This is a genomic window from Marinactinospora thermotolerans DSM 45154, from assembly GCF_900167435.1.
GTDB classification, from domain to species: domain Bacteria; phylum Actinomycetota; class Actinomycetes; order Streptosporangiales; family Streptosporangiaceae; genus Marinactinospora; species Marinactinospora thermotolerans.
The window spans coordinates 28881-49913 of record NZ_FUWS01000002.1 but is presented as its reverse complement, the minus strand read 5'-3'; the positions used below and the strand labels follow the sequence as shown (position 1 = coordinate 49913).

The window sequence follows — 21033 nt, the reverse complement described above, 5'->3', positions numbered from 1 at the left end:
CCGCCGTTGTCACCACCACCGGGGTTGCCACCGCCGTTGTCACCACCGCCGGGGTTGCCACCGTCGTCGTCACCACCGCCGTTGTCACCGCCACCGTCACCACCACCGGGGTTACCCGGGCCGGGGTTAGGGCCGGGAGTGGGGTCGGTGCCACCGCCGTTGTCACCGCCATCGTCGCCCCCACCGGGGTTACCCGGCTCGGGGTCGGGGTCAGGGGTGGGGTCGGTGCCACCGCCGTTGTCACCGCCACCGTCACCACCACCGGGGTTACCCGGCTCGGGGTCGGGGTCAGGGGTGGGGTCGGTGCCACCGCCGTTGTCACCACCGCCCGGCTGGTCGTAGGTGGTGAACACCGGAGCGCTCTCGGCCCGCATCTGGACCGGGGCGGCGGGGACCACCGGGGAGACCCCGGAAACGGCCGGGGTGATCTCAAGAGCGGCCGGAGCCTCGACCGGAGCCGGGGCAGCGGCCGGAACGACCACCGCGGCCTCTTCGACGACAGGGGAGGCGGCAGCCGGCAGGACGGAGGCGTCGACGGCCTCCGTGGTCTCGGCGAACGCCGGAGCAGCGGAGAAGCCGAAGGCCAGCAGAGCGCCGACGGCTATACCGGCCATGCGTGCTGAATGGGACATCCATTCTCCATTCTTGGTCGGGGGGTCATTCGGGAGCCAGGGCGTAGAGGGCACCGGCACCGGCGACGACCGCGTGGCCGTCGAGAAGGCCCCAGGGGCGGGCGGTGTCCTCTTCCAGCTCCACCGGCTCGCCGTCATGGCCGAGAGCCACGGGCGCGCCGTCCACCTCGCCGTAGAGGGTGTCTCCGGCGGATGTCAGGGGGGTGAAACCCGGCACGATACGAGCCGTGCCCTTCGAGGGCTCCACCAGTACGGGGCCGTAGGCGGCGAGGTCGTCGCTCTCCTCCCAGCGGGCCTCGGCGAGGTCGTCGGGGGCCACCTCGGCCGCTGCGACGACCGCCCCGTCGCCCGCGTCGTGCACGGCGAGGAGCACACGTGCGTCATCCGCCGTGGTCCAGCGCACGATGACGTGGCGCTCCGACGCGGTGACGACCGCGTCCAGTTCGCGCGCGCCGTCCGGCTTCGCCGGGCTCACCTCGCGCGGGTCCTCGCCGGGAGCCACCCACGCCCACGGTCCGTCGACGGAGGCCGCCAGGACACGGTCGCGGTCGGCCAGCAGCGCGCTCATCCCCTCGGGGAGCTCGACGGGCGTCGCCCTGCCCCCGGAGACGACGAGTCCGCGATCGCCGTCGGCGATGAGCGGGGAGGTGCCCGCGAAGGTCACGGTGGCCTCGTCGGGCAGGTCCACGCGCTCGGGCTCGCCTCCCTCGGCGGGCCAGATCCACAGGGCGCCGTCGGCCACGAACGCGATCCGGAAGACGTCGCCGTCGGCGATGAAACGCAACGGCTGGTCGATCGCGTCCAGGGGGACCGGCGCGTCGGAACTCCAGGCGGGAGTGCCATCGGGGCCGAGAACGGTCAACCGGTCATCGGGACCGAAGAGGGCGGCGGCCGACCCGTCGGGCGCGACAGCCGGTGAGGTGCCCTCGGCCATGGGCAACCGCCAGGCCGCCTGGTCGGTGAAGCCCGGAGGTACCGGCCGGGAGTCGAAGACGATGCGCTCCGCCTCTTCCTGGGCGGTGACCTCGGCGGGACCGGACAGCAGCTGGACGACGGTGAAACCGGCGCCGGCCAACAACGCGACGGCCACCGCTCCCCCCGCCGCCACCAGGGCGATCTTGCGCCCGTTGCGGGGGCGTGGGCGAACCGGCCGGGGCGCCCCGGGGGCGTCGGCGGCGCGGACCACTCCCGTCGGGGTAGCGGTCAACCGCCAGGAGCGGTAGGCGTCCCGGGCGTCGATCAGCACCGTCCGACCGGTGCGCGCGGCGTAGCCGGTCGCGATGGCCAGCGCGGCCCTGCGGGTCTCCTTCGGGTCGCGTCCGGTCACGACGTGGGATTGCCCGGCGACGGTGACCTCGGCGCTGAGCTCGTCGGCGGAGACGACGAGGATGACATGGTCGGGGTGCGAAACGGCGCCGGACATCATGGGCCTTCCCACCGGATGTGCCGGGTGCGTGACGGGGGAACTGGAGTCGCCACTGTCGTGAACCTGTCCGTGTACGGTGCGGAACCACCAGCCGGCGAGTGTCCGTTGCGATGTCCCGGTCGTCGGATGTGGGGAGCGGATCCGCTCTCTTCCGAGTACCGCCTGGAGCTCCGGCCGGGAGTCAGCTGGGGAGGGAGTGCTGAAAGCGTTTGCGGGGTCACGCCGATGATACTGATTCGGGAGCGTTTCGGCCTCCTGATTCCGGACATCTCTCCTCTCCCGCGTTCCGGAGCCGGGAAGTGGACGGCGGCCACGCGGGGAGCCGAACACTCCCGCCCGACCTGGGGCGACGGAACACGGATCGAGCCGGGGCCCGCCCCCTTGCCCCCGCCCGCGCCGGAGGAGGCCGACCGGCCTTGATCCACCTGTCCGAATCCGGCCGAACCTTCCGTTTTACGGACAGAGGACTGTGGCCGTTTCGGAACCCGCCGTGACCCCGGAAGGACGGTTTCCGGGGCCACGGAGCACATGGTCGGGGTCAGGACTCACCGTCACCGAGGTCACGGGCGGTCTTCCGCTTCCGGCCCAGGTACAGCGCGACGCCACCTCCACCGAGCGCCGCCAGCCCCACGGCCGCCAGGCCGCCGAACACGATACCGGTCGCCGGAATACCTCCGGAGAGCCTGCCGGCCGAGCTGTTGGCGAGCCTCACCGTGCCGATGTAGTCCTCGCCGACGAGGATGTCGACGACGAGTTCGGCGTTGGCGTACCCCTCTTCCACCTCCTCGTTCTCCAGGAGCTGGAAGGTGAGCTCGGTCTGTGTGCCGTCGGCGTAGGTGACCGCCTGGGAGACGGGGCCGTCGGACAGGTCCTGACCGTTGGCCCGCACCCCCGTGTACTCGACCGAGGCCGACCCCACGCCCTTGGCGTCGAAGGCGGCGGTGGAGGTCACCGACGCGGCCTCGATGTCGATCAGGACCTGGTCGAGGTGGGCGTCGGCGAACTGGGCCGCCACCGGGGAGGACGCGTCGACCGACGGGGCGGCCTCCGGCTCGACGCCCCCTTCCGGTTCCTCTTCAGGTTCAGGAGTCTCCTCGGGGGTTGACCCGGTGTCGTCGCCGGTCTCCTCCCGTTCCTGGGGAGAGGGCGCGACGGGGGACTCGCCGAGCAGTTCGGCGAGCTCCTTGCCGGTCAGTTCGAAGTCGAAATCGGTCATCTCCGAGGAGGCGGTGGGCAGACCGTCGACCACCGACGCCGTCGAACGTCCTTCGACTCCCTTGACCGCGCCGGCCAGGGGCCCGCGGGCGATGGAACGGTCACCGGTGACGGTCCCGTCCTCGCTGTAGACCTCGCCGAAGTAGAACTCGGCATAGTCGTCCTCGTTCGGCCCCACCATGCCCCAGGCCAGGTCGGCGTAGGCGTAGAGGGCGGTCGCGGCGTTCTGGTCGGCCTGCGCCGGAAGCGCCGCGGCCACCGACAGCGCGCCGGCCGCGGCGAACGCGGCACCGCCCTGGAACAGGCGGCGCGCGGAGACTCTCGGGAATGCCATGCACACTCCTTGCGTGCTCGACGGCCCTCGGTGGGGCCGTTGCGGTCTCCGGTCGGGGCAGCGCGCGATGCACCGGGGGGTGGGAGGGCATCGCGCTCCGGCCGGAGACCGGGGAGGGGTCGGGGGCGGACGCTCAGGCGGGCACCGGCTCTCGTCGTCGCACCCGGCCGGTCGCATCGGGACCGGCCCCGGGTGGAGCGAGGGTGCTCCGTCACGAGAGACGGTAGCGGCAGCCGGACGGGGAACACCGAATTTCAGATAACCGAAATATCTCAATTCACCTGGCCAGCGCCCCACTTCCCCACTGTCTCGGGCATCAGGCATGGAAATACCCGAGTGTCACCGCGGGCTCTCCCCCCCAGAATGCCGGACTTCACCACACGAGAGCGCATTTTGTCCGCTTATGGCCGAAGTCGTAACTCATACCGCCCCCGGTAAACCGGCAGGACCGGCAAAGCGTCGCTTCCACCCACCGTCGCCCGCGAACCGGATTCTGTGATGGCCGAAACCCAGCACTTGTTCCTTCCCCCGCCCTCCGCCCACCCGCGAAGGGGTCCTAGGGTCGTGTGGGCGACCGAAAGGGGGATCGGAACCATGAGCACGGGGGACGGGATCCACGGCGCGTGCGCGCCGGAGTTCGCGCGGGTGCGCACCGTCTTCGAGAACAACTTCGCGCGCGGCCTGGAGACGGGCGCCGCCATCACCGTCTATCTCGGTGACGAACCGGTGGTCGAGCTGTGGGGCGGGACCGCCGACCGCCGCATCGGGCGGCCCTGGGAACGCGACACCCCCTGCCTCGCCTTCTCCTGCACCAAGGCGATCACCGCCGCGGCGGCGCTCCGGGTCGCCGAGCGCGGCGGACACGACCTGAAGGCACCGGTAGGCGACTGGTGGCCGGAGTTCACCGCGGCCGGTAAGGGCAGGACCACGGGAGAGGACCTGCTGGCCCACCGCGCCGGCCTGCCCGCCTTCGCCCGCCCGGTCGGGGCGCGCGAGGCGGTCGATCCCGCCGCGATGGCGACGCTGCTCGCCGAGCAGGCCCCCCTTTGGGAACCGGGAAGCGCGCACGGCTACCACGCGCTCACCTATGGCTGGCTGGCCGGCGAGATCGTGCGCCGGTTGGACGGACGCACCGTCGGGGAGTACGTCGCCGACGAGTTCGCCGGCCCGCTCGGTCTGGACCTGTGGGTCGGAGCGCCCGACGGGGTGATCCAGCGCGCGGCACGATTGGCCCCGGGCTCCTCCGGCAGCGGCGCGTCCCGGCCCGCTCCCGCCTCCTCCCCCTCCGCCGACAACCCGGTCGCCCGGATGAACCGTGACGTGGCCGATCCGGACAGTCTGCTGTCACGCGCGATGAACCGCCCCGAGGTCGCGTCCCTCCCCGGCGGCTATGACAACCCCGTGGTGCTCTCGGCCGGTTGGCCCGCCGCGGGTGTCGTGACGACGGCCTCGGGTCTGGCCGGCTTCTACCGGGACCTGTTGGCCGGGCGGATCGTCTCCCCCGCCACCCTGCGCGACGCCGTGGTGCCCCGGTCCCATGGTCCCGACCGCGTGCTGGGCATCGACAGCGCCTTCGGCCTGGGGTTCATGCGCCCCTCGCTGGCCTTCGCCCTTCCCCGCGCGGCGCAACAGACAGCGTTCGGCCACACGGGCGCGGGGGGCTCGATCGGTCTCGCCGATCTGGAGCGGGAGGTCGCGATCGGGTACGTGATGAACCAGACCGGAGCCGAACTCTCCGGCGGAATTCGGGCCATGCGTCTGGTCAAGGCGGTCTACGACTGCCTCGGTTGATCCGCCCGGCGGAATGGGCGGAGCGAAACGGACGGAGCGGGAATCCCTCGATCAGGGGTGAAATCGCGAGCCCCACTCCGGTCGACGTCCCATTGGTCTCGGTCAACCGACCCGGGTCGTCAGAAGGTAGGCCTGCGGGCTCTCCGGATCGGCGATATCGGTGATCCGCCAGGTCTGTCCGCCGACGGTGAAGGTGTCACCGACGCGCACGTCGATCATCCTGTTCGGCCACCAGTCGGGAGGGCCGCCGATCCGCGCGGTGGGCCTCCCCTGTTCGTCCACCCAGAACCGGCCGCCGCCGACCGGACCGCCCTCGAAACGGTCATTTCGCCCATAAGTAATCTTTTCCTGTGCGCCGACTTCGTGGGCCACGTCTGGACTCTTTTCCTGCCTGATGAAGATGAGCCACGGTCATGGTAGTGCCGAACGCCCAGCATTACCGATCAATCGATTCCACGCGCGGTTTTTCGAATGCTATCCAGCTCACATGAAATTGCATATGGGAAAAGAGCACTTGACAGCGCCCGCCCGATCGGGCACGGGCGGGCGCCCTGCCTCACTCCCCGAGATCGACCACGGCCGCGACCGGGCCGCCCCCCGGCGGTCCCTGGTGAACCGCAGCCACGGACACGAACACCGCGGGATCCCCGGTGACAGCGGCGGCCACCCCGCCCACCGCGGCCTTGATCTGCCGATGCCAGTGCACGTCGGAGTCGTCGAGCATGATGTTGCGCCGGCCACGCACCCGCCCACCGGGATCGGCCTCGCACTTGAGGAACACGTTGACCAACCGCCCCTTGAGGTCGTCGGGGTGGGGGCGCTCGGGCAGCTCCAACCCCGCTGAACGGATCGCCGACCACACGCCGTCGGCGTCCAGGGCGTCGCGCATGACACCGTGGCCGGCGCGGAACCTCCCGCCGATGCCACGCGCGTTGCCGACCACGACGATCTGTGCCCGGTCCAGCTCCACCCCGGAGGAGCACGAGGCCACCGATGAGTACAGCGACAGGTCGGTGTGGATCTGCTCGGCCCGCGGTTCCTCGATCTCCCCCAGCGCCACCGCGATGCCCAACGCCGTCGTGGAGTTGGAGATGTCCATCGACTTCAGCGTGTCCTCGGTGACGACGTCGCGGCCTCGCGCCTTCGCCTCGTTGATGGTGTCGAGGACCAGCAGGGGCGTCTTCGTCTGCACGTAGTGGACGTCGGCGGGGTCGGTGATCCCGGCCCGTTCCATCGCCACGCGCACCCCCTCGGCGACCTTGCGCACCATCTCGGGGCGGCCGATGTCCTCGGGCAGGATCTCCCGGCTCATCGCGACACCGACCGTGACCCTGAGCTCGTCGGTGGCCGGATAGCGGTCCCGGGGAGCGTAGGCGAACACCGTCGCGTGGGGGGACAGCACGCCGTCGGTGCCACCGGACCACACCAGCGGAACCTCGCCGACCTCGGCCGCGCTCCGTCCCCCCTTGGCCACCAGCACCTCACGGAAGGCCCGATCGGCCAGGATGCGGGTGTAGTCGTTGACCCCGCCGTTCCCCTCGGTCTTACCGATGACGGCGAGGACGTCATCGGCGCTGAACACCCCGTCGTCGATGAGCCGGGCGAGCCCGGACCCGTCGGTGACGCTCTCGATCGCCACCTTGTGTACCTCGATCGGCCTGGGCATCCGCGCCCACCCCTCTCTCCGTCCGTCCGGCCTGTACTGTCGCCGTCGCGCCGGCTCCCGGCGCGCCTCCGCGGCCCTTAGGTACCCCCCTCGGGGCGCGGAGCACCACGAGACCCCACGGCCGGCCGCTCCCCGGTCGACGAACGGCGCCTCCCCTGGTCCGGTGATCACCACGCCGTAGTCGGTGGGCGCCGCGTCGCGTGTGCCCTCGCCCCGGCGCACGCCGTCGAGGACGGCGATGACGTGGCGCTCCAGCGGCTCCGCCCCGGCGTCCAGGGGACCGCGCCATCGGGCAGGGACGCGGCGGGGCGCGATGGGGGCGCCGGTGCCGATCGGCCCGGTTCCGCCCCCGCCGGAGCGGCTCGGCGCGGACCCCGCCGTCGTGGCGCGCCGTCCACGCGGCTCCTCATGGGCAGTGGGGCTGGTACGGATTCGACTACGCCACGACGCACCGGCGACCTCCACCAAGGGCCGGGAGAAACCTCGTGCCCCCACCGTGGCGGATCCCGTCCGCGCCCTTCCCCGCCAGGAGCGAAGGGTCAGGCGGACCGCCCGACGGCGATGGCGACGCCGCTGCGCGGACGGGCGGGGACACGTCTCAGCGAGATCGTCAGGTCCTGGTCGACCACGGCGTAGTCGAGGCGCGCCAACCGTGGTACGAGCGCCTGGAGCAGCGCCACGGTGATCCCCTCGCCCGGGCAGCGGTGGCCGGTGGCCGGATCCCCGCCCCCTTGGGGCACCAGGTCGTCACGGCCGGGCGGGTGGCGCAGGAAACGGCCCGGGTCGAAGGCGTAGGGGTCGGGCCACAGTCCGGCGTCGTGGTTCTGGCCGTACAGGTCGAGCAGGACGAGCGCCCCCGCGGGGATCGGCTCCCCACGCCAGGACAGGTCCCGCACGGCCCTGCCCGCGACGAAGGGCGCGAAGGGGTAGAAGCGGCGGACCTCGTGGACGAACGCCTCGACGTAGGCGGTGCCGTCCTGGCGCAGCCGTGGCCGATGCCGCGGCCACAGGTGCAGGGCGTGCGCCGCGTAGGTGACGAACCAGGCGACCGCGACCGTGGGACGCAGGATGTTGAGGAGTTCCACCGCCGCCGTGCGGGGAGCGAGGAGCCCCGTGTCGGGGTCGCGGTGGCCTGCCACGACGTCGACCGCGGAGCCGCGCGCCGGGGACGCCGCACCGGCGCGCACGTCACCCACCAGCCGGGCCAGTTGGGCTTCGCGCCGCCCCCGCGCGGCCCGCGCCCGCCAGTGACGCGGGCCCAGCGTGGCGAACCCGTCCACCAGCGCCACCAGGTCACGGGCCATGGGGGCGACCTCGCCCTCCGTCAGGGGAACCCCCGCCCAGGCGCAGACACCGCGGGCGAGCACCCGGCTGGCCTCGTCGAACAGGACGATCCGGGGCCGTTCCCGCCACCGCGGAACCGCCTCGTCCCAGGCCGCGGTGGTGTGGCGGACGAGGCCGGCGACGGCCGCGGGGTCGGCGAGCAGCGTCAGGAACATCGCCTTGCGGGCGCGGTGGGCCGCGCCGTCCAGGGTGTGCACCGCGCCGTTTCCGGTCAGCGTGCCGCGCACGGGCTCGGGCAGGGCCGAGGCGCGCCGCACGTGCCGTTCGTCGTAGAAGAAGCGGACCGCCTCGGGACCACACAGGCCCACCGCGTGCCGGCCCAGCAGCCGGGAGCGCACCATGCCGTCGGCCGTGGCCCGCCGGCGATCGGGCAGCCAGGCGTATCCGGCCGCCAGCAACGGGAGGGTCCGGTCGAGAACGGGGACGCGGTCGGGATCCATGCGGGAACGCTCTGCCCCACGCCTCCACGGTGAAACGCGACGGCCCCGCGGGCGGCGACGCCCACGGGGCCGGAGCCCGGCGACTCAGACCTGCTCGGCCTTCTCCAGGGCGGCGCAGCAGGTGTCGACGATGAGGCGGGTGACGACGTAGGGGTCGCAGTTGGCGTTGGGGCGACGGTCCTCGATGTAGCCCTTCTTGTCGACCTCGACCTGCCACGGGATGCGCACCGAGGCGCCGCGGTCGGAGACGCCGTAGCTGTACTCGCTCCACGGGGCGGTCTCGTGCAGGCCCGTCAGGCGGCTCTCGATGTCGTCGCCGTAGCCGCGCACGTGCTCCTGGGCCTTCTCGCCGAGGGCCTCGCAGGCGGTGATGATCGGCTCGTAGCCCTCACGCATGGCCTTGGTCGAGAAGTTGGTGTGCGCGCCGGCGCCGTTCCAGTCGCCCCGGACCGGCTTGGGGTCGAGGGTGGCGGAGACACCGAACTCCTCGGCGGTGCGGTACAGCAGCCAACGGGCCACCCACAGCTGGTCGGAGACCTCCAGCGGGGACAGCGGCCCCACCTGGAACTCCCACTGGCCGGGCATGACCTCGGCGTTGATACCGGAGATGGACAGGCCGGCGGCGAGGCAGTTGTCGAGGTGCTTCTCGACGATCTCGCGGCCGAAGATCTCGTCGGCGCCGACACCGCAGTAGTAGCCGCCCTGCGGGGCGGGGAACCCGCCCTCGGGGAAGCCGAGCGGGCGGGCGCCGGCGAAGAAGGTGTACTCCTGCTCGATGCCGAAGATCGGCTCCTGACCGGCGAACCGCTCGGCGACCGGGGTGAGCAGCACCCGGGTGTTGGAGGGGTGGGGGGTCATGTCGGGCAGCAGGACCTCGTTGAGCACGAGCACGTTGTCGCCGCCGCGGATCGGGTCGGGGCAGACGAACACCGGCTTGAGGACGCAGTCCGACGAGGCCCCGTGGGCCTGGTTGGTGCTGGATCCGTCGAAGCCCCACACCGGCGGCTCGACACCGTCGGGCAGGACCTTGGTCTTCGAACGCAGCTTGGCGGTCGGCTGGGTGCCGTCGATCCAGATGTACTCGGCCTTGTAGCTCACGGCTGGCTTCCTCGGGGCGAAGGGGCGAATGCTTCCAGCAGCGTCACAAGCGCCTTTTTCCCGGCTGTTTCCCGTTTGTGAACAGGGTGTGAACCCCCCGGTCCGCACCCTTGCGTGTGGCCCCCGCCACCGGCGGTGACGTCCCGTCCGCGAGCGCGGCGCCCGGCCGGGACGGCGCGCGTCTTCGCGCGCCCGTCGCGCGCGCGGGCTTAAGGGGAGGGCGCCTCGGGTAGCCGGGGATGAGCCGGAGCTTCGAAACGAGAGGCATGCGATGGAGAGCGACATCATACTTCGGGTGAACGGGCGGGAGTGGCCGCTGCGCGTGGACACGCGGACCACGCTGCTGGACGCGCTGCGCGAACGTCTCGGCGTGACCTCCCCCAAGAAGGGCTGCGACCACGGCCAGTGCGGTGCCTGCACCGTGCTGCTCGACGGCCGCAGGATCAACGGCTGCCTGGTGCTGGCGGTGGCCTGTGACGGTTCCGAGGTGGTGACCGCCGAGGGCCTGGGAACCGACGGGGAGCTCCACCCCGTCCAGCAGGCCTTCGTCGACCATGACGGGTTCCAGTGCGGCTACTGCACCCCGGGGCAGGTCTGCTCGGCCGTGGGGATGCTGGAGGAGGTCGCCGCCGGATGGCCCAGCGCCGCCGGGCGTCCCGTCGCCGACACCCCCGTCCTCGACGACGCCGAGATCCGTGAGCGGATGAGCGGGAACCTGTGCCGCTGTGGCGCCTACGCCAACATCGTCACCGCGGTGCGCGCGGCGAAGGAGGTCTCCCGGTGAACCCGTTCGACTACCGTCGCGCCGAGGACGCCGCCGGCGCGGTCGCGACCGTGGCCGCCGACCCACGGGCGATGTTCCTCGGCGGCGGCACCAACCTCGTCGACCACCTCAAGCTCGGCATCGTCGACCCCGACCTGCTCGTGGACGTCACCCGGCTGCTTCCCGACGGGGTCGAACCGCTGCCCGACGGAGGGGTCCGCATCGGCGCCGGCATGCGCAACAGCGACCTCGCCGCCGACCCGCTGATCCGACGGCGCTACCCGGTGCTGTCGCAGGCGTTGCTGTCGGGCGCCTCCGGACAGCTCCGCAACGCCGCCACCACGGGGGGCAACCTGCTGCAACGGACCCGGTGCGTGTACTTCCAGGACGTCACCATGGCGTGCAACAAGCGCCGGCCCGGCTCGGGATGCTCGGCGTTCGGCGGCTACACCCGCTACCACGCCATTCTCGGCGCCTCCGAGCACTGCATCGCCACCCACCCCTCGGACATGGCGGTCGCGTTGAGCGCGCTGGACGCCACCGTCGTCGTCCAGGGGACCGACGGCGAACGGCGCGTCGCGATGACCGAGCTGCACCGGCTTCCCGGGGACGCCCCCGAGCGCGACACCGTCCTGCGCCACGGCGACCTCATCACCGCCGTGGAACTGCCCGACCTGCCCTTCGCCGCACGCTCGCGCTACCGGAAGGTCCGCGACCGGGCCTCCTACGCCTTCGCGCTGGTCTCCGTCGCCGCCGCGGTGGACCTGTCCGACGGGGTGATCCGCGAGGCGCGGATCGCGCTGGGCGGGGTGGCGCACAAGCCGTGGCGGGCCACCCGCGCCGAGGCCGAGCTGCGTGGCGCCCGCCCCACCGAGGAGACGTTGCGCGCCGCCGCCGAGGCCGAACTCGCCGAGGCCCGGCCGGTGGAGGGCAACGAGTTCAAACCCACCCTGGCCCGCAACACACTGGTGGCCACGCTGCGCGACCTCGTCGAGGAGGAGAGGACACGATGAGCGGTCTGCTGGAGAACACCTCGACCCGGGCCATCGGCGCCGACATCGGCCGTGTCGACGGCCCCGCCAAGGTCACCGGAACCGCAACCTACGCCTTCGAACACCAGCTGAACGCCCCCGCCTACCTGCATCCGATCCAGGCCACCGTGGTCCGTGGGCGGGTGCGCGAGTTCGACACGCGCGACGCCGAGGCGGTGCCCGGCGTCCTCACCGTGCTCACCCACGACAACGCGGCCCGGCTCGCCGACATCGGCGACGCCGAACTGGCCGTCCTCCAGTCCGACGAGGTCGCCCACCGGGGACAGGTCATCGGCGCCGTCCTGGCGGAGACCCCCGAAGCCGCGCGGCAGGCGGTGCGGCTCGTCCGCGTCCACTACGAGGAGCGGTCCCACGACGTGCGCTTCTCGGCCGCGCGCACCGACCTGTACACGCCGGGCGAGGCGGAGGACGACGAGCAGGGCGACCTCGCCGGTGCGATGGCGTCCGCGCCCGTGACCGTGGACCACACCTACACCACCCCGATGGAGCACAACAACCCGATGGAGCCGCACAGCACCATCGCGGTGTGGGAGGACGCCGGGCTCACCCTGTACGAGTCCACCCAGGGCGTGCACTCGGTCCGGTCGACGATGGCCGAGCTGTTCGGCCTCGACCCCGAGCGGGTCCGCGTGATCGCCCCCCACGTCGGCGGCGGTTTCGGTTCGAAGGGGCCGCTGCACCCGCCCGTGGTCCTGGCGGCCCTGGCCGCCCGCCTGCTGCCGGGCCGGCCCGTCAAACTCGCCCTGACCCGCCAGCAGATGTTCGACCTGGTGGGCTACCGCTCCCCCACCATCCAGCGGGTGCGGCTGGCCGCCGAGCCCGACGGCCGGCTGACCGGGATCGGCATCGACGTGACGGCCCAGACCGCGCGTTTCAAGGAGTTCCTGGAGCAGGCCGGCAAACCGACCGAGGTCATGTACGCGGCGCCCAACCGCCGGATCACCCACCGGCTGGCCGCGCTGGACGTGGCGCCGCCCACGTGGATGCGCGCCCCCGGCGAGTGTCCGGGGATGTTCGGCCCCGAGGTCGCGATGGACGAGCTCGCCGTGGCCTGCGGTGTCGATCCGGTCGAGCTGCGCGTCCGCAACGAGCCCGGCACCGAGCCGGCGTCCGGCCGCCCCTTCTCCAGCCGCAATCTCGTCGCCTGCCTGCGCGAGGGGGCCCGCCGGTTCGGCTGGCAAGACCGCGATCCGGAGCCTCGCCGCCGGATGGAGGACGGGTGGCTCGTGGGGACCGGGGTGGCGGCGTCCACCTACCCCACCGGGCAGATGCCCGGCTCGGTCGCGGCCGTCCGCTTCGAGGACGGCCACTACCACGTACGGATCGGCGCGGCCGACATCGGCACCGGCGCCTGGACCGTCCTCACCCAGATCGCCGCGGACGCGCTGGGCGTGCCCGTGACGGCGGTGCGGCTGCGTATCGGCGACTCCTCACTGCCTTCGGCCTCTCTGGCGGGCGGGTCCACGGGGACCGTCTCGTGGGGTTCGACGATCGTGGCGGCGGCCCAGGCCTTCCGGGAGCGCCACGGGACGGCCCCCGCCGACGGCGCCGAGGCACGCGCCGGCCTCCCGGACAACCCCAACAGGGAGCGTTACGCCATGCACGCCTTCGGCGCCCAGTTCGCCGAGGTGCGGGTGCACGCCGACACCGGCGAGGTGCGGGTGCCCCGGCTGCTGGGCGTCTTCGCCGCGGGGCGCATCGTCAACCCGCGCACCGCGCGCTCCCAGTTCATCGGCGGGATGACGATGGGCCTGTCCATGGCCCTCCACGAGGACAGCGTGGTGGACCCGAGGTTCGGTTGCGTCGTCAACCACGACCTTGCCGAGTACCACATCGCCGCCAACGCCGACGTGGTGGACCTCCAGGCGCACTGGATCGACGAGGCGGATCCCTACGTCAACCCGCTGGGGGCGAAGGGGATCGGGGAGATCGGCATCGTGGGCACGGCGGCGGCCATCGTCAACGCGGCCTACCACGCGACCGGGGTGCGCGTCCGCGAGCTTCCGATGACCCTGGAGCACTTCCTGGCGTGACGCCGGCCCGGGCCGGCCCGTCGCGGCGCCGGCTTCGGGGCACGACCGGACCGGGAGGCCGGCCCGCCCCCTTTAGGGAAGGGCCGCTGTCGACCGGACCGCCTGCCGCGTCCGTGGGTGTCCGGCGCTCGGGCACCCACGCCGGCCACCGCTCAGTCGTCTTCCTCCGCGTCGTCCTCTCCGCCTCTGATCCTCGCCTCCAGGGCCGCGGGGACCGGCAGACCCACCCGGGACAATCTCTGGTGCGCGTCGGCCGCCTGTTCAGGGGGGAGGCGGGCGATCTGCTCGTCCGTCATGGTCATGATCTCGTACACACCCGGTTTGGGGCCGGGGACGGTGTCGTGTGTGCGATCTTCCACTGTGGCCGTTTCTGTTGGTTCGTCCGAGGGACCGGAGGATCCGAGGCCCAACGGGACCGGCCGGAGCGGCAGCGCGTGGCCGTGAACTCGAAGGGCCGGCGTGTCGTCCCGCGCCGGACGGGTTCAGTCGGAAGCGGAGTCCTCGCGCTGGACCATCGGGAAGGCTCGGGGAGCCAGCGCCGCCGGTGCCGGTGGACCGAAGAAGAAGTCGGGGATCGGATCACCGTTGCACTGTTCGGCGAGGGCTTCGGCGAAGTAGGCGCGGGCGCTCTGTTGGGGACCGGTCACGTCCTGCTCCTGGTCTGCTCGGGTCCCACGGGCACCGAACCGTCGGAGCCCGCGGGGGACTCTTTCGATTGTGCTGCATTCGCGGCCGTCGCGGGAGTGGAGTGCCGCCTCACGTCACGTTTGTCGCCGGATTTCTCACCCTGCGAAGTCCAAGACGCCGCGCGGGCGGACAGGGACGGCGGGGACATGGTGGTTCGCATCGACGCCGGGCGAGGGGGCGAGCCGGCCGGGACGGCGCCGATGGACTCGTCGGCCGTGGTCTCACTGACGAGCAGGCGGCACGTGACGGCCCTGGTGGGGTGCTCGCAGCGGGTCCGCCACCCGCTTCCCGAGCGGGCGACCGGCCCGGCCCTGTCGCCGGCCGAGCGGGTCGGCGGCGTGGGCCTGTTCGACGCGCGGCCCGGCATGGCCGCCCGAGCCGGGAACACCCGACCGCACCACCACGCCCCCTCGCCGGTGCGGTCGGGGGCGCGCTGACATCGATAACCGGCCGGGACCTCCCCGCCGACCGGTGTACCGGCCGCGCCCGGCCGGCACCGCCCCGGGCCGCGCCCGCGCGGCCCGGCGGGCGCGGCCTCCCGGCCCCGGCGACCTGGGCGCGGCGGGATCGCGGCGCCCCTGCCCCGGCCGGCGTCCTTCACCGCCCTTGAGGCCGTGTCTCCCGGGCGCGGTGCCGGAGCGTCACGGAGCACCCCACCACGGCCGGGCGCCGCCTCCTGTTCGGGCCGCTCACGCCCGGCCGGGAGCGCCGCTGTGCCGCCCCGAGCCACGAGGGGCCTGCGGCCGCTCCCCGGCCCTCCTCACCGTTCGGCGGCCCTGGTGCGCACCGAGTTGAGGGCGAGCAGCCCCACGAGGGTCAGGCCGAGCAGCACCACGGTGCTCGCCGACGCCGCGAACAGCGCGCCCCGGTCGGACTGGGCGAAGATCCCCACCGGCAGCGTCCGCCAGTCCGGCGGATAGAGCATGATCGTGGCCCCCAGCTCTCCCATGGACAGGGCCAGCGCCAGCCCCGCGGAGGCCGCCAACGCCGGAAGCGCCAAGGGGAGCCGGACGGTCAGCAGCACCCGGGCGGGAGAGGCGCCCAGGCAGGCCGCCACCAACGCGATGTCGGGGTCGGCCCGCTCCAGCGCCGCCGACACCGTGCTGTAGCTGAACGGGAGCACCAGCACGAGGTGGGCGATGAGCACGATCCACCGGGTCCCGTTGAGCAGCAGCGGAGGGTGGCTGAACGCCACCAGCAGCCCCAGCCCGACGACGACCGACGGCACGGCCATGGGCAGGTGGAGCAGGCCGTCGGCGAGGCGGCGGATCCGCCCCCGGGAGCCGTGCAACGCGAACGCCGCCCACCCGCCCAGCAGAACCGACCCGGCCGAGGCGATCAGCGCCGTCTGCACGCTCACCAGGGCGCTGGCCAGCGCGTCGCCGCCGGTGGCCGCGGCGAGGTGGGCTCCCGTGAGACCCCCGGGCAGCACGCCCCGCCACGACGCGGCGACGGCGGCCAATCCGATCACCGCCAAGGGCGCCACGACGATGACGCCGAAGACGACCACGAACAGGACGACCAGCACCGATCGGCTAGTCCTCGTCCACACGAGCACGCCGCTTCCCCCTTCCCGACAGCACCCAGCGGTAGACGCCGTACAACAGCAGCGACAGCACCACGTTGACGACCGCGACGACGCACGCCGCCGGATAGTCGAAGGTGACGATGCCCCAGGTGTAGACGAGGACGGGGAGGGTGACCACGTCCTTGGCCCCGATGAACAGCACGATCCCGAACTCGTTGGCCGCCATCAGCAGCACCAGGCAGGTCGCGGCGGCCAGCGCGGGACGGACCTCGGGCAGCACCACCTGCCACAGCACCCGCCAGGGACGCGCTCCCAGGCTCGCCGCGACGTCGAGCCGCGCCCGGGGGATCTGCCCGAACGCGGCGACCAGCGGACGCATCACGAACGGGGTGAACAGGGTGATCTCCGCCAGGAGCACCCCCCACGGGGTGTAGAGGAAGTCCAGGGAGCCGCCGAGGAGGGCGTTGAGCGCGCCCGCGCTGCCGTAGAGGAAGGTGAAGGACAAGACGATCAGGAACCCGGGGACCGCCGGCAGCACCGCCACCAGGCCCGACACCAGGCGCACCCCCGGGAACGGGGCGAAGGACACGACCAACGCCAGGAAGGTCCCGATCAGCGCGCACCCCGCCGCGGCCCCCACGGCGATGAGGACCGTGCGGGCGACACCCGCCCCGAACTCCGGCGACGTCACCACGTCGGCCCACACCGCGAGGGTCGGACCGCCGGTCTCGGCGATGAAGGACTGCGCGACGACGAGGGCGAGCGGGTAACAGAAGAAGTCGGCGACGACGATCAGCGGCGGCAGCGCCCACAGCGCCGCCCTGCGCCCGGTTCCACGCGCCGGCGCGGCGGGCGCCGTCCCGGCCGGGACGGCCGGGCTCTCCTGCGCCGCCCCTGTCACGGCCTCGACGCTCACGTCTCCTCCTCGGGGGAGGCGTCCGCGATCAGCGGGCAGCCGTCGGGAACGGTCAGCGCCACCCGCCCACCGACCGGGGGCAGCCCCTCGATCGAGGCGACCTCGGCGCGCACCCGCACCTCCTGGCCGGAGTGCGCCGCCCCGTCCAGGCGCAGATCCAGGCGGAACACCTCGCCGCGCCACTGGGCGGCGAGCAGGCGTGCCGGCAGTCCGCCGGTTCCCTCGGCGTGGACGCCGACCCGTTGCGGGCGCACACCGAGCACGGCGCGGCGCCGCCCGTCGAGCTCCCCGGAGACGCGGGCCCGCATGATCGCGTCTCCCAGCCGCACCGTCGCGCCCCCCTCGCCGTCGACCTCGACGACCTCCACCGGCAGCAGGTTGGCCGCGCCGAGGAAGGCCGCGGTGAACTCGGTGCGCGGGGTCCGGTACATCTCGCGGGCCGGTCCCACGTCGACCAGGCGGGCGTCGCGCATGACCGCGATGCGGTGCGCGAGCGCGAGCGCCTCGCTCTGGTCGTGGGTGACATGGACGATGGTGGTGTCGGGCAGTTCGGCGCGCAGCCGGAGCAGTTCGCCCACCATCTCCTCGCGCAACGCCGCGTCCAGGGCCGACAGCGGCTCGTCCAGGAGCAGGACCGCCGGGCGGATCGCCAGCGCCCGGGCGATGGCGACCCGCTGCTGCTGTCCCCCGGACAGCTGGCGGGGCGAGCGGTCGGCGAACGCCGACATGCCGACCAGGTCCAAGACCTCGGCGACCCGCTCCCGGATCTCGGCGCGGGGCGCGCGCCGCGCCCGAAGCCCGAACCCGACGTTGGCCGCCACACTCATGTGGGGGAACAGGGCGTAGTTCTGCACCACGACGCCGATGCCCCGTTGATGCGGGGGCAGGTCGGTGACGTCGCGCCCCTCGAGCAGCACCCGCCCACGCGAGGGGCGGACGAAACCGGCGACGGCCTTGAGCGCGGTGGACTTCCCCGAGCCCGAGGGGCCGAGCAGGGCGAGGGTCTCGCCCCGCTCGACGGTGAGGTCGAGGTCGGCCAGCGCGGTCTTGCGCCCGTAGTCCACGCCCACGCCGCGCAGCTGGATGGCGGGGGCCGCGCTCATCGTCCGACCGCCTCCTCGTAGGCGGCGAGGTCGGCGTCGAGGTTGTCCAGGACGACCGTCCAGTCGGGCTGGCGCACCTCGACGCCCGACAGCAGCTCCTCGATGCGCTTGGCCCGCTCGTCGGTGGCCTCGACGTCGTCGCGCACGGGGTCGCCGTAGACCTCGGAGAGACTGGCCTGCACCTCGGCGGAGTACAGGAAGTCCAGGAGGCGCTTCCCGTTCTCCGTCTGCGGGGCCCCGGCGACGAGTCCGGCGTAGTAGGGGATGGCCAGCGTCGACCGCTCGCCGTCGGCGTCAGCGGGGAAGAAGACCTCGAACCCCGCGCCGTCCTGTTCGATGGAGGTGAGGTTCATCTGCACGTCGCCGTTGGCGACGTGCAGCTCGCCCTTGTCCACCTTGGGTTGCAGCCGCCCGGTGGAGGAGGAGGGGCCGACGTTGTTGGCCTCGAGCTCGCCGAGGTAGTCCAGCGCCTCCTGTTCGCCCATGACCTGCTGGAGGTGGAGCAGGACCGCGGTGCCGTCGCCGGCCTGGCCGGGCGTGGAGTACTGGACCTTGCCCTTCAGGCCGGGGTCCAGCAGGTCCTCCCAGGTGTCGGGGAGGGGGTCGGCGTGTTCGGTGTTGCGGATGAAGGACAGGTAGTTGTCGACCAGCGGGGCGTAGCGGTCCTCGCCGTCGCGTCGTTCGGCGGGGACCTGCTCGATCCCCTCGGGGGCGTAGCTCGCGAGCAGATCCTCGCGGGCGGCCTGCTGCACGAACGGGGGCAGGGTCACCAGCACGTCGGCCTGGACGTTGGCCCGCTCCTTCTCCAGACGGGAGACGACCTCCCCCGAACCGGCCTCGACCAGTTCGACGGCGATGCCCGTCTGCTCCTCGAACTCGGCGAAGCGGTCGTCATACCAGGGCTTGAGGCCGTCGGCGCTGTAGACGGTGACGGTCTCGGATTCGGCCTGGGCCGCGCCGGTCCCGCCGCACGCGGTGCCCAGCAGGAGAAGGGGCAGGGCCGCGCCGGCGAGGGCGCGATGGGTGGAACGCATGGGTCACTCCTGGGAGGCGGGGTCGGTCCCGGTGGAGGCGATGAGCGCCGGGAGGTCGCGGACCGAGTCGATGACGTGGGTGGCGCCGGCCTCCGTCAGCGCGGCGCGGTCGTGGGCGCCGGTGAGGACGCCGACGGCCAGGCCGGCCCCCGCGCTGCGGGCGCAGCGCATGTCGGAGGCGGTGTCGCCGGTGACGGCGACGGCGCGGACGTCCGCCACGCCCAGTCGCAGCACGGCGGTCAGCACCATGTCGGGGTAGGGGCGGCCACGGCCGGCGTCGACCGGGCTGAGGGCGAGGTCGGCGAGGTCGCGCCACCCGAGGCTGGAGAGGATCGCGTCCCGGGTGACCGGGGCGAACCCGGTGGTGAACGCGACCGCCACCCCGGCCTCCCGCAGGGAGCGCACGGCCTCCTGCGCGCCGGGGACGGGCGCGCAGCGGCCCGCGGCGACGAGGTCGGCGTAGGCCTCCTCGAAGGCGGCGTTGGCGCGCTGGGCCACCTCCTCGGAGCCGAAGAGGGCGCGAAAGACGGTGATCTTGGACTGGCCCATGGTGTCGCGCACGTAGCGCAGGGCACGGTCGTGGGCGTCGTCGGCGACCCCGGCGGCGGCGAAGGCCCGGGTGGCGGCCTCCTCGACCAGGCCGTCGTCCAAGACGGTGGTACCGGCCATGTCCACGACGGCGAGGGAGACGGGCGGGTGGTGGGTCACAGTCCGAGCTCCTCGACGGTTTCCTCGGCGATGGCGGGCGAGCAGGTCATGCCGCCGCCTCCGGTGCCGGTCAGCAGCCACACGCCGTCGCTGACGCGCCGGCGGTAGACGACGTCGCCGTCGTCGGCCTGGGCGTAGACGCCGGCCCAGCGCCGTCGGACGGACGGCAGGGGACGGCCGAGCAGTTCGGCGACGCGCGTCTCCAGGTGGTCGTAGGGCTCGGTGGCGACGTCGAAGTCGAAGGGCTCCGCGTAGGCGTGGGTGTCGCCGATGGTCAGCCCTCCGTCGGCCCGCTGCACCATGAGCAGTTGCATGCGGTGGTGGGCCGCGACCTCGGGCTGCGGCTCGGTCTCGACGAGCCGTTCCAGCGCCGGGCCCGCGTAGGCCGGGTAGTAGCGCAGGCTGTCGCCGTCGGCGACGGAGGTGGTGAGGCGCTCCCCCAGCGGCGCGGTCTGCATCATCTGCAACCGGACCCGGCGGACCGGGATCGGGCCGGCGAGTTCGCGGACCAGGCCCGACAGGGCCGCCCCGGGGCACACGATGATCACGTCGCCGTGGTGGCGGTCGCCGTGGTCGTCCACCGCGACCCCGGTGTCGACGTGGCGTACCTCGCGTCCGGGAAGCCAGGTGTAGCGTCCGCCGGCGAGCAGGTGGGCGCGGAGTTCCCGCTGGGCGACGCGGGGTTCCACCGCCGCGTCCCGCTCGCACCACAGGGCGCCGAGCATGGGGCCGCGCAGGGCCGGGTTGACGGTTCGCGCCTCCTCGGGGTCGACCAGCCGGGTGCCCCGGCTGTCGAGGCTCCCCCCTTGGGCGAACTCCTGGGCGACGGCGAGCTCGCCCGGGGTGCGCAGCACCGTCAGGGAGCCGTTGGCCCGGAAGCCGAGGCCGGGGACGCGCCCGCCGATCCGCTCCCACAGGGTGCGGGCGCGCAACGCGATCTGTAGTCCCCGCCCGGCGGGGCGACCGCTCACCCACACCAGGCCGAAGTTGCGCAGCGAGGCGCCCCTGGAGTCGGCCTCGCGTTCGATCTGGACGACTTCATGTCCGCGTTCGACGGCGTGCCAGGCGTGCATGGTGCCCAGGACGCCGCCACCGATGACGACGATTCTCACGTGAACGATCGTGGGCCGCCCGGTCATCGGGAAACCTGCCCGGCGGGGAAGGGGAGGTGAACCACGAGGGAAGCTTGGTCTAGATCAGTTACCTTTTCGTTATCAAAAAAGGAGGGTCCTCCCCGGGACGCGCGGACACGGCCCCGATCCC

General features: G+C 72.9%; 20 protein-coding genes. 5 read left to right on the top strand and 15 right to left on the bottom strand.

Going from position 1 to position 21033, the window contains the following annotated elements; translation table 11 throughout:
* The 3 genes from B5D66_RS25635 to B5D66_RS03180 form a co-directional block, all read right to left on the bottom strand.
* A partial coding sequence (locus B5D66_RS25635) for a hypothetical protein (protein WP_200813501.1) occupies positions 1-632 on the bottom strand: 632 nt, incomplete at its 3' end.
* 25 nt (positions 633-657) lie between these two features.
* Positions 658-2058 (bottom strand): hypothetical protein, encoded by a 1401-nt coding sequence (locus B5D66_RS03185; RefSeq protein WP_078760084.1) that lies wholly within the window; start codon positions 2056-2058, stop codon positions 658-660.
* A gap of 538 nt (positions 2059-2596) precedes the next feature.
* Positions 2597-3607, bottom strand: coding sequence for a hypothetical protein (locus tag B5D66_RS03180; protein ID WP_078760083.1), 1011 nt, complete (start codon positions 3605-3607; stop codon positions 2597-2599).
* Positions 3608-4201: 594 nt separating this feature from the next.
* Here B5D66_RS03180 and B5D66_RS03175 point away from each other — a divergent pair.
* A complete protein-coding gene (locus B5D66_RS03175) occupies positions 4202-5398 on the top strand; it encodes a serine hydrolase domain-containing protein (RefSeq protein WP_078760082.1) in 1197 nt (398 codons plus the stop codon).
* A 102-nt stretch (positions 5399-5500) separates the two neighbouring features.
* Here the strand turns inward: B5D66_RS03175 and B5D66_RS03170 are convergent, their stop codons facing one another.
* From B5D66_RS03170 to glnII, 4 genes are all read right to left on the bottom strand, one after another.
* Positions 5501-5770: a DUF6406 domain-containing protein gene (locus B5D66_RS03170; protein ID WP_078760081.1), complete on the bottom strand. Its 270-nt coding sequence runs from the start codon at positions 5768-5770 to the stop codon at positions 5501-5503.
* Positions 5771-5954: 184 nt separating this feature from the next.
* A complete protein-coding gene (bar, locus tag B5D66_RS03165; RefSeq protein ID WP_078760080.1) occupies positions 5955-7064 on the bottom strand; it encodes a barbiturase in 1110 nt (369 codons plus the stop codon).
* A 539-nt stretch (positions 7065-7603) separates the two neighbouring features.
* Entirely contained in the window at positions 7604-8848 is a 1245-nt protein-coding gene (locus B5D66_RS03155) for a cytochrome P450 (protein WP_078760078.1), read from the bottom strand.
* A gap of 84 nt (positions 8849-8932) precedes the next feature.
* Positions 8933-9946, bottom strand: coding sequence for a glutamine synthetase (glnII, locus tag B5D66_RS03150; RefSeq protein WP_078760077.1), 1014 nt, complete (start codon positions 9944-9946; stop codon positions 8933-8935).
* Positions 9947-10217: 271 nt separating this feature from the next.
* Here glnII and B5D66_RS03145 point away from each other — a divergent pair, with 271 nt between their 5' ends.
* From B5D66_RS03145 to B5D66_RS03135, 3 genes are read left to right on the top strand one after another with little or no spacing between them, the layout of a single operon-like run.
* Entirely contained in the window at positions 10218-10730 is a 513-nt protein-coding gene (locus B5D66_RS03145) for a (2Fe-2S)-binding protein (protein ID WP_078760076.1), read from the top strand.
* Positions 10727-11722 (top strand): FAD binding domain-containing protein, encoded by a 996-nt coding sequence (locus B5D66_RS03140; protein WP_078760075.1) that lies wholly within the window; start codon positions 10727-10729, stop codon positions 11720-11722. The genes B5D66_RS03145 and B5D66_RS03140 overlap by 4 nt, the downstream gene beginning before the upstream one ends.
* On the top strand, positions 11719-13794 hold the full coding sequence (locus tag B5D66_RS03135) for a xanthine dehydrogenase family protein molybdopterin-binding subunit (RefSeq protein ID WP_078760074.1): 2076 nt from the start codon (positions 11719-11721) through the stop codon (positions 13792-13794). The genes B5D66_RS03140 and B5D66_RS03135 overlap by 4 nt, the downstream gene beginning before the upstream one ends.
* Before the next feature lie 152 nt (positions 13795-13946).
* Here B5D66_RS03135 and B5D66_RS24910 read toward each other — a convergent pair whose 3' ends face one another.
* Positions 13947-14153, bottom strand: coding sequence for a hypothetical protein (locus B5D66_RS24910; protein WP_144290686.1), 207 nt, complete (start codon positions 14151-14153; stop codon positions 13947-13949).
* Between the two features lie 123 nt (positions 14154-14276).
* A complete protein-coding gene (locus tag B5D66_RS25375) occupies positions 14277-14441 on the bottom strand; it encodes a hypothetical protein (protein WP_159457207.1) in 165 nt (54 codons plus the stop codon).
* A 186-nt stretch (positions 14442-14627) separates the two neighbouring features.
* Between B5D66_RS25375 and B5D66_RS03130 the strand changes: the two genes are divergently transcribed.
* Positions 14628-14918 (top strand): hypothetical protein, encoded by a 291-nt coding sequence (locus B5D66_RS03130; RefSeq protein ID WP_078760073.1) that lies wholly within the window; start codon positions 14628-14630, stop codon positions 14916-14918.
* 323 nt (positions 14919-15241) lie between these two features.
* Here the strand turns inward: B5D66_RS03130 and B5D66_RS03125 are convergent, their stop codons facing one another.
* From B5D66_RS03125 to B5D66_RS03100, 6 genes are read right to left on the bottom strand one after another with little or no spacing between them, the layout of a single operon-like run.
* The gene (locus tag B5D66_RS03125; RefSeq protein WP_235000701.1) at positions 15242-16009 is read right to left on the bottom strand and encodes an ABC transporter permease; all 768 of its coding nucleotides are present in this window, start codon (positions 16007-16009) and stop codon (positions 15242-15244) included.
* A gap of 7 nt (positions 16010-16016) precedes the next feature.
* Positions 16017-16925, bottom strand: coding sequence for a 2-aminoethylphosphonate ABC transporter permease subunit (locus B5D66_RS03120; protein WP_235000699.1), 909 nt, complete (start codon positions 16923-16925; stop codon positions 16017-16019).
* The gene (locus B5D66_RS03115) at positions 16922-18028 is read right to left on the bottom strand and encodes an ABC transporter ATP-binding protein (RefSeq protein WP_078760071.1); all 1107 of its coding nucleotides are present in this window, start codon (positions 18026-18028) and stop codon (positions 16922-16924) included. Before B5D66_RS03115 ends, B5D66_RS03120 begins: the two co-directional genes overlap by 4 nt.
* Positions 18025-19062 (bottom strand): 2-aminoethylphosphonate ABC transporter substrate-binding protein, encoded by a 1038-nt coding sequence (locus B5D66_RS03110; protein ID WP_078760070.1) that lies wholly within the window; start codon positions 19060-19062, stop codon positions 18025-18027. The genes B5D66_RS03115 and B5D66_RS03110 overlap by 4 nt, the downstream gene beginning before the upstream one ends.
* Before the next feature lie 3 nt (positions 19063-19065).
* Complete coding sequence (locus B5D66_RS03105) at positions 19066-19731, bottom strand: phosphonatase-like hydrolase (RefSeq protein ID WP_078760508.1); 666 nt, start codon at positions 19729-19731, stop codon at positions 19066-19068.
* Between the two features lie 35 nt (positions 19732-19766).
* Positions 19767-20876 carry a TIGR03364 family FAD-dependent oxidoreductase gene (locus B5D66_RS03100; protein WP_200813527.1) on the bottom strand — a complete coding sequence of 370 codons (1110 nt, stop codon included), beginning with the start codon at positions 20874-20876 and terminating at the stop codon, positions 19767-19769.
* Positions 20877-21033: the final 157 nt, after the last annotated feature.

Bases quoted from the DNA above. Each gene is read 5' to 3' on its own strand.
- bar (WP_078760080.1), bottom strand. From the start codon at position 7,064: ATGCCCAGGCCGATCGAGGTACACAAGGTGGCGATCGAGAGCGTCACC.
- B5D66_RS03130 (WP_078760073.1), top strand. From the start codon at position 14,628: ATGGTGGTTCGCATCGACGCCGGGCGAGGGGGCGAGCCGGCCGGGACG.
- B5D66_RS03105 (WP_078760508.1), bottom strand. From the start codon at position 19,731: ATGGCCGGTACCACCGTCTTGGACGACGGCCTGGTCGAGGAGGCCGCC.
- B5D66_RS03185 (WP_078760084.1), bottom strand. From the start codon at position 2,058: ATGATGTCCGGCGCCGTTTCGCACCCCGACCATGTCATCCTCGTCGTC.
- B5D66_RS03145 (WP_078760076.1), top strand. From the start codon at position 10,218: ATGGAGAGCGACATCATACTTCGGGTGAACGGGCGGGAGTGGCCGCTG.
- B5D66_RS03175 (WP_078760082.1), top strand. From the start codon at position 4,202: ATGAGCACGGGGGACGGGATCCACGGCGCGTGCGCGCCGGAGTTCGCG.
- B5D66_RS03115 (WP_078760071.1), bottom strand. From the start codon at position 18,028: ATGAGCGCGGCCCCCGCCATCCAGCTGCGCGGCGTGGGCGTGGACTAC.
- B5D66_RS03135 (WP_078760074.1), top strand. From the start codon at position 11,719: ATGAGCGGTCTGCTGGAGAACACCTCGACCCGGGCCATCGGCGCCGAC.
- B5D66_RS03155 (WP_078760078.1), bottom strand. From the start codon at position 8,848: ATGGATCCCGACCGCGTCCCCGTTCTCGACCGGACCCTCCCGTTGCTG.
- B5D66_RS03180 (WP_078760083.1), bottom strand. From the start codon at position 3,607: ATGGCATTCCCGAGAGTCTCCGCGCGCCGCCTGTTCCAGGGCGGTGCC.
- B5D66_RS03110 (WP_078760070.1), bottom strand. From the start codon at position 19,062: ATGCGTTCCACCCATCGCGCCCTCGCCGGCGCGGCCCTGCCCCTTCTC.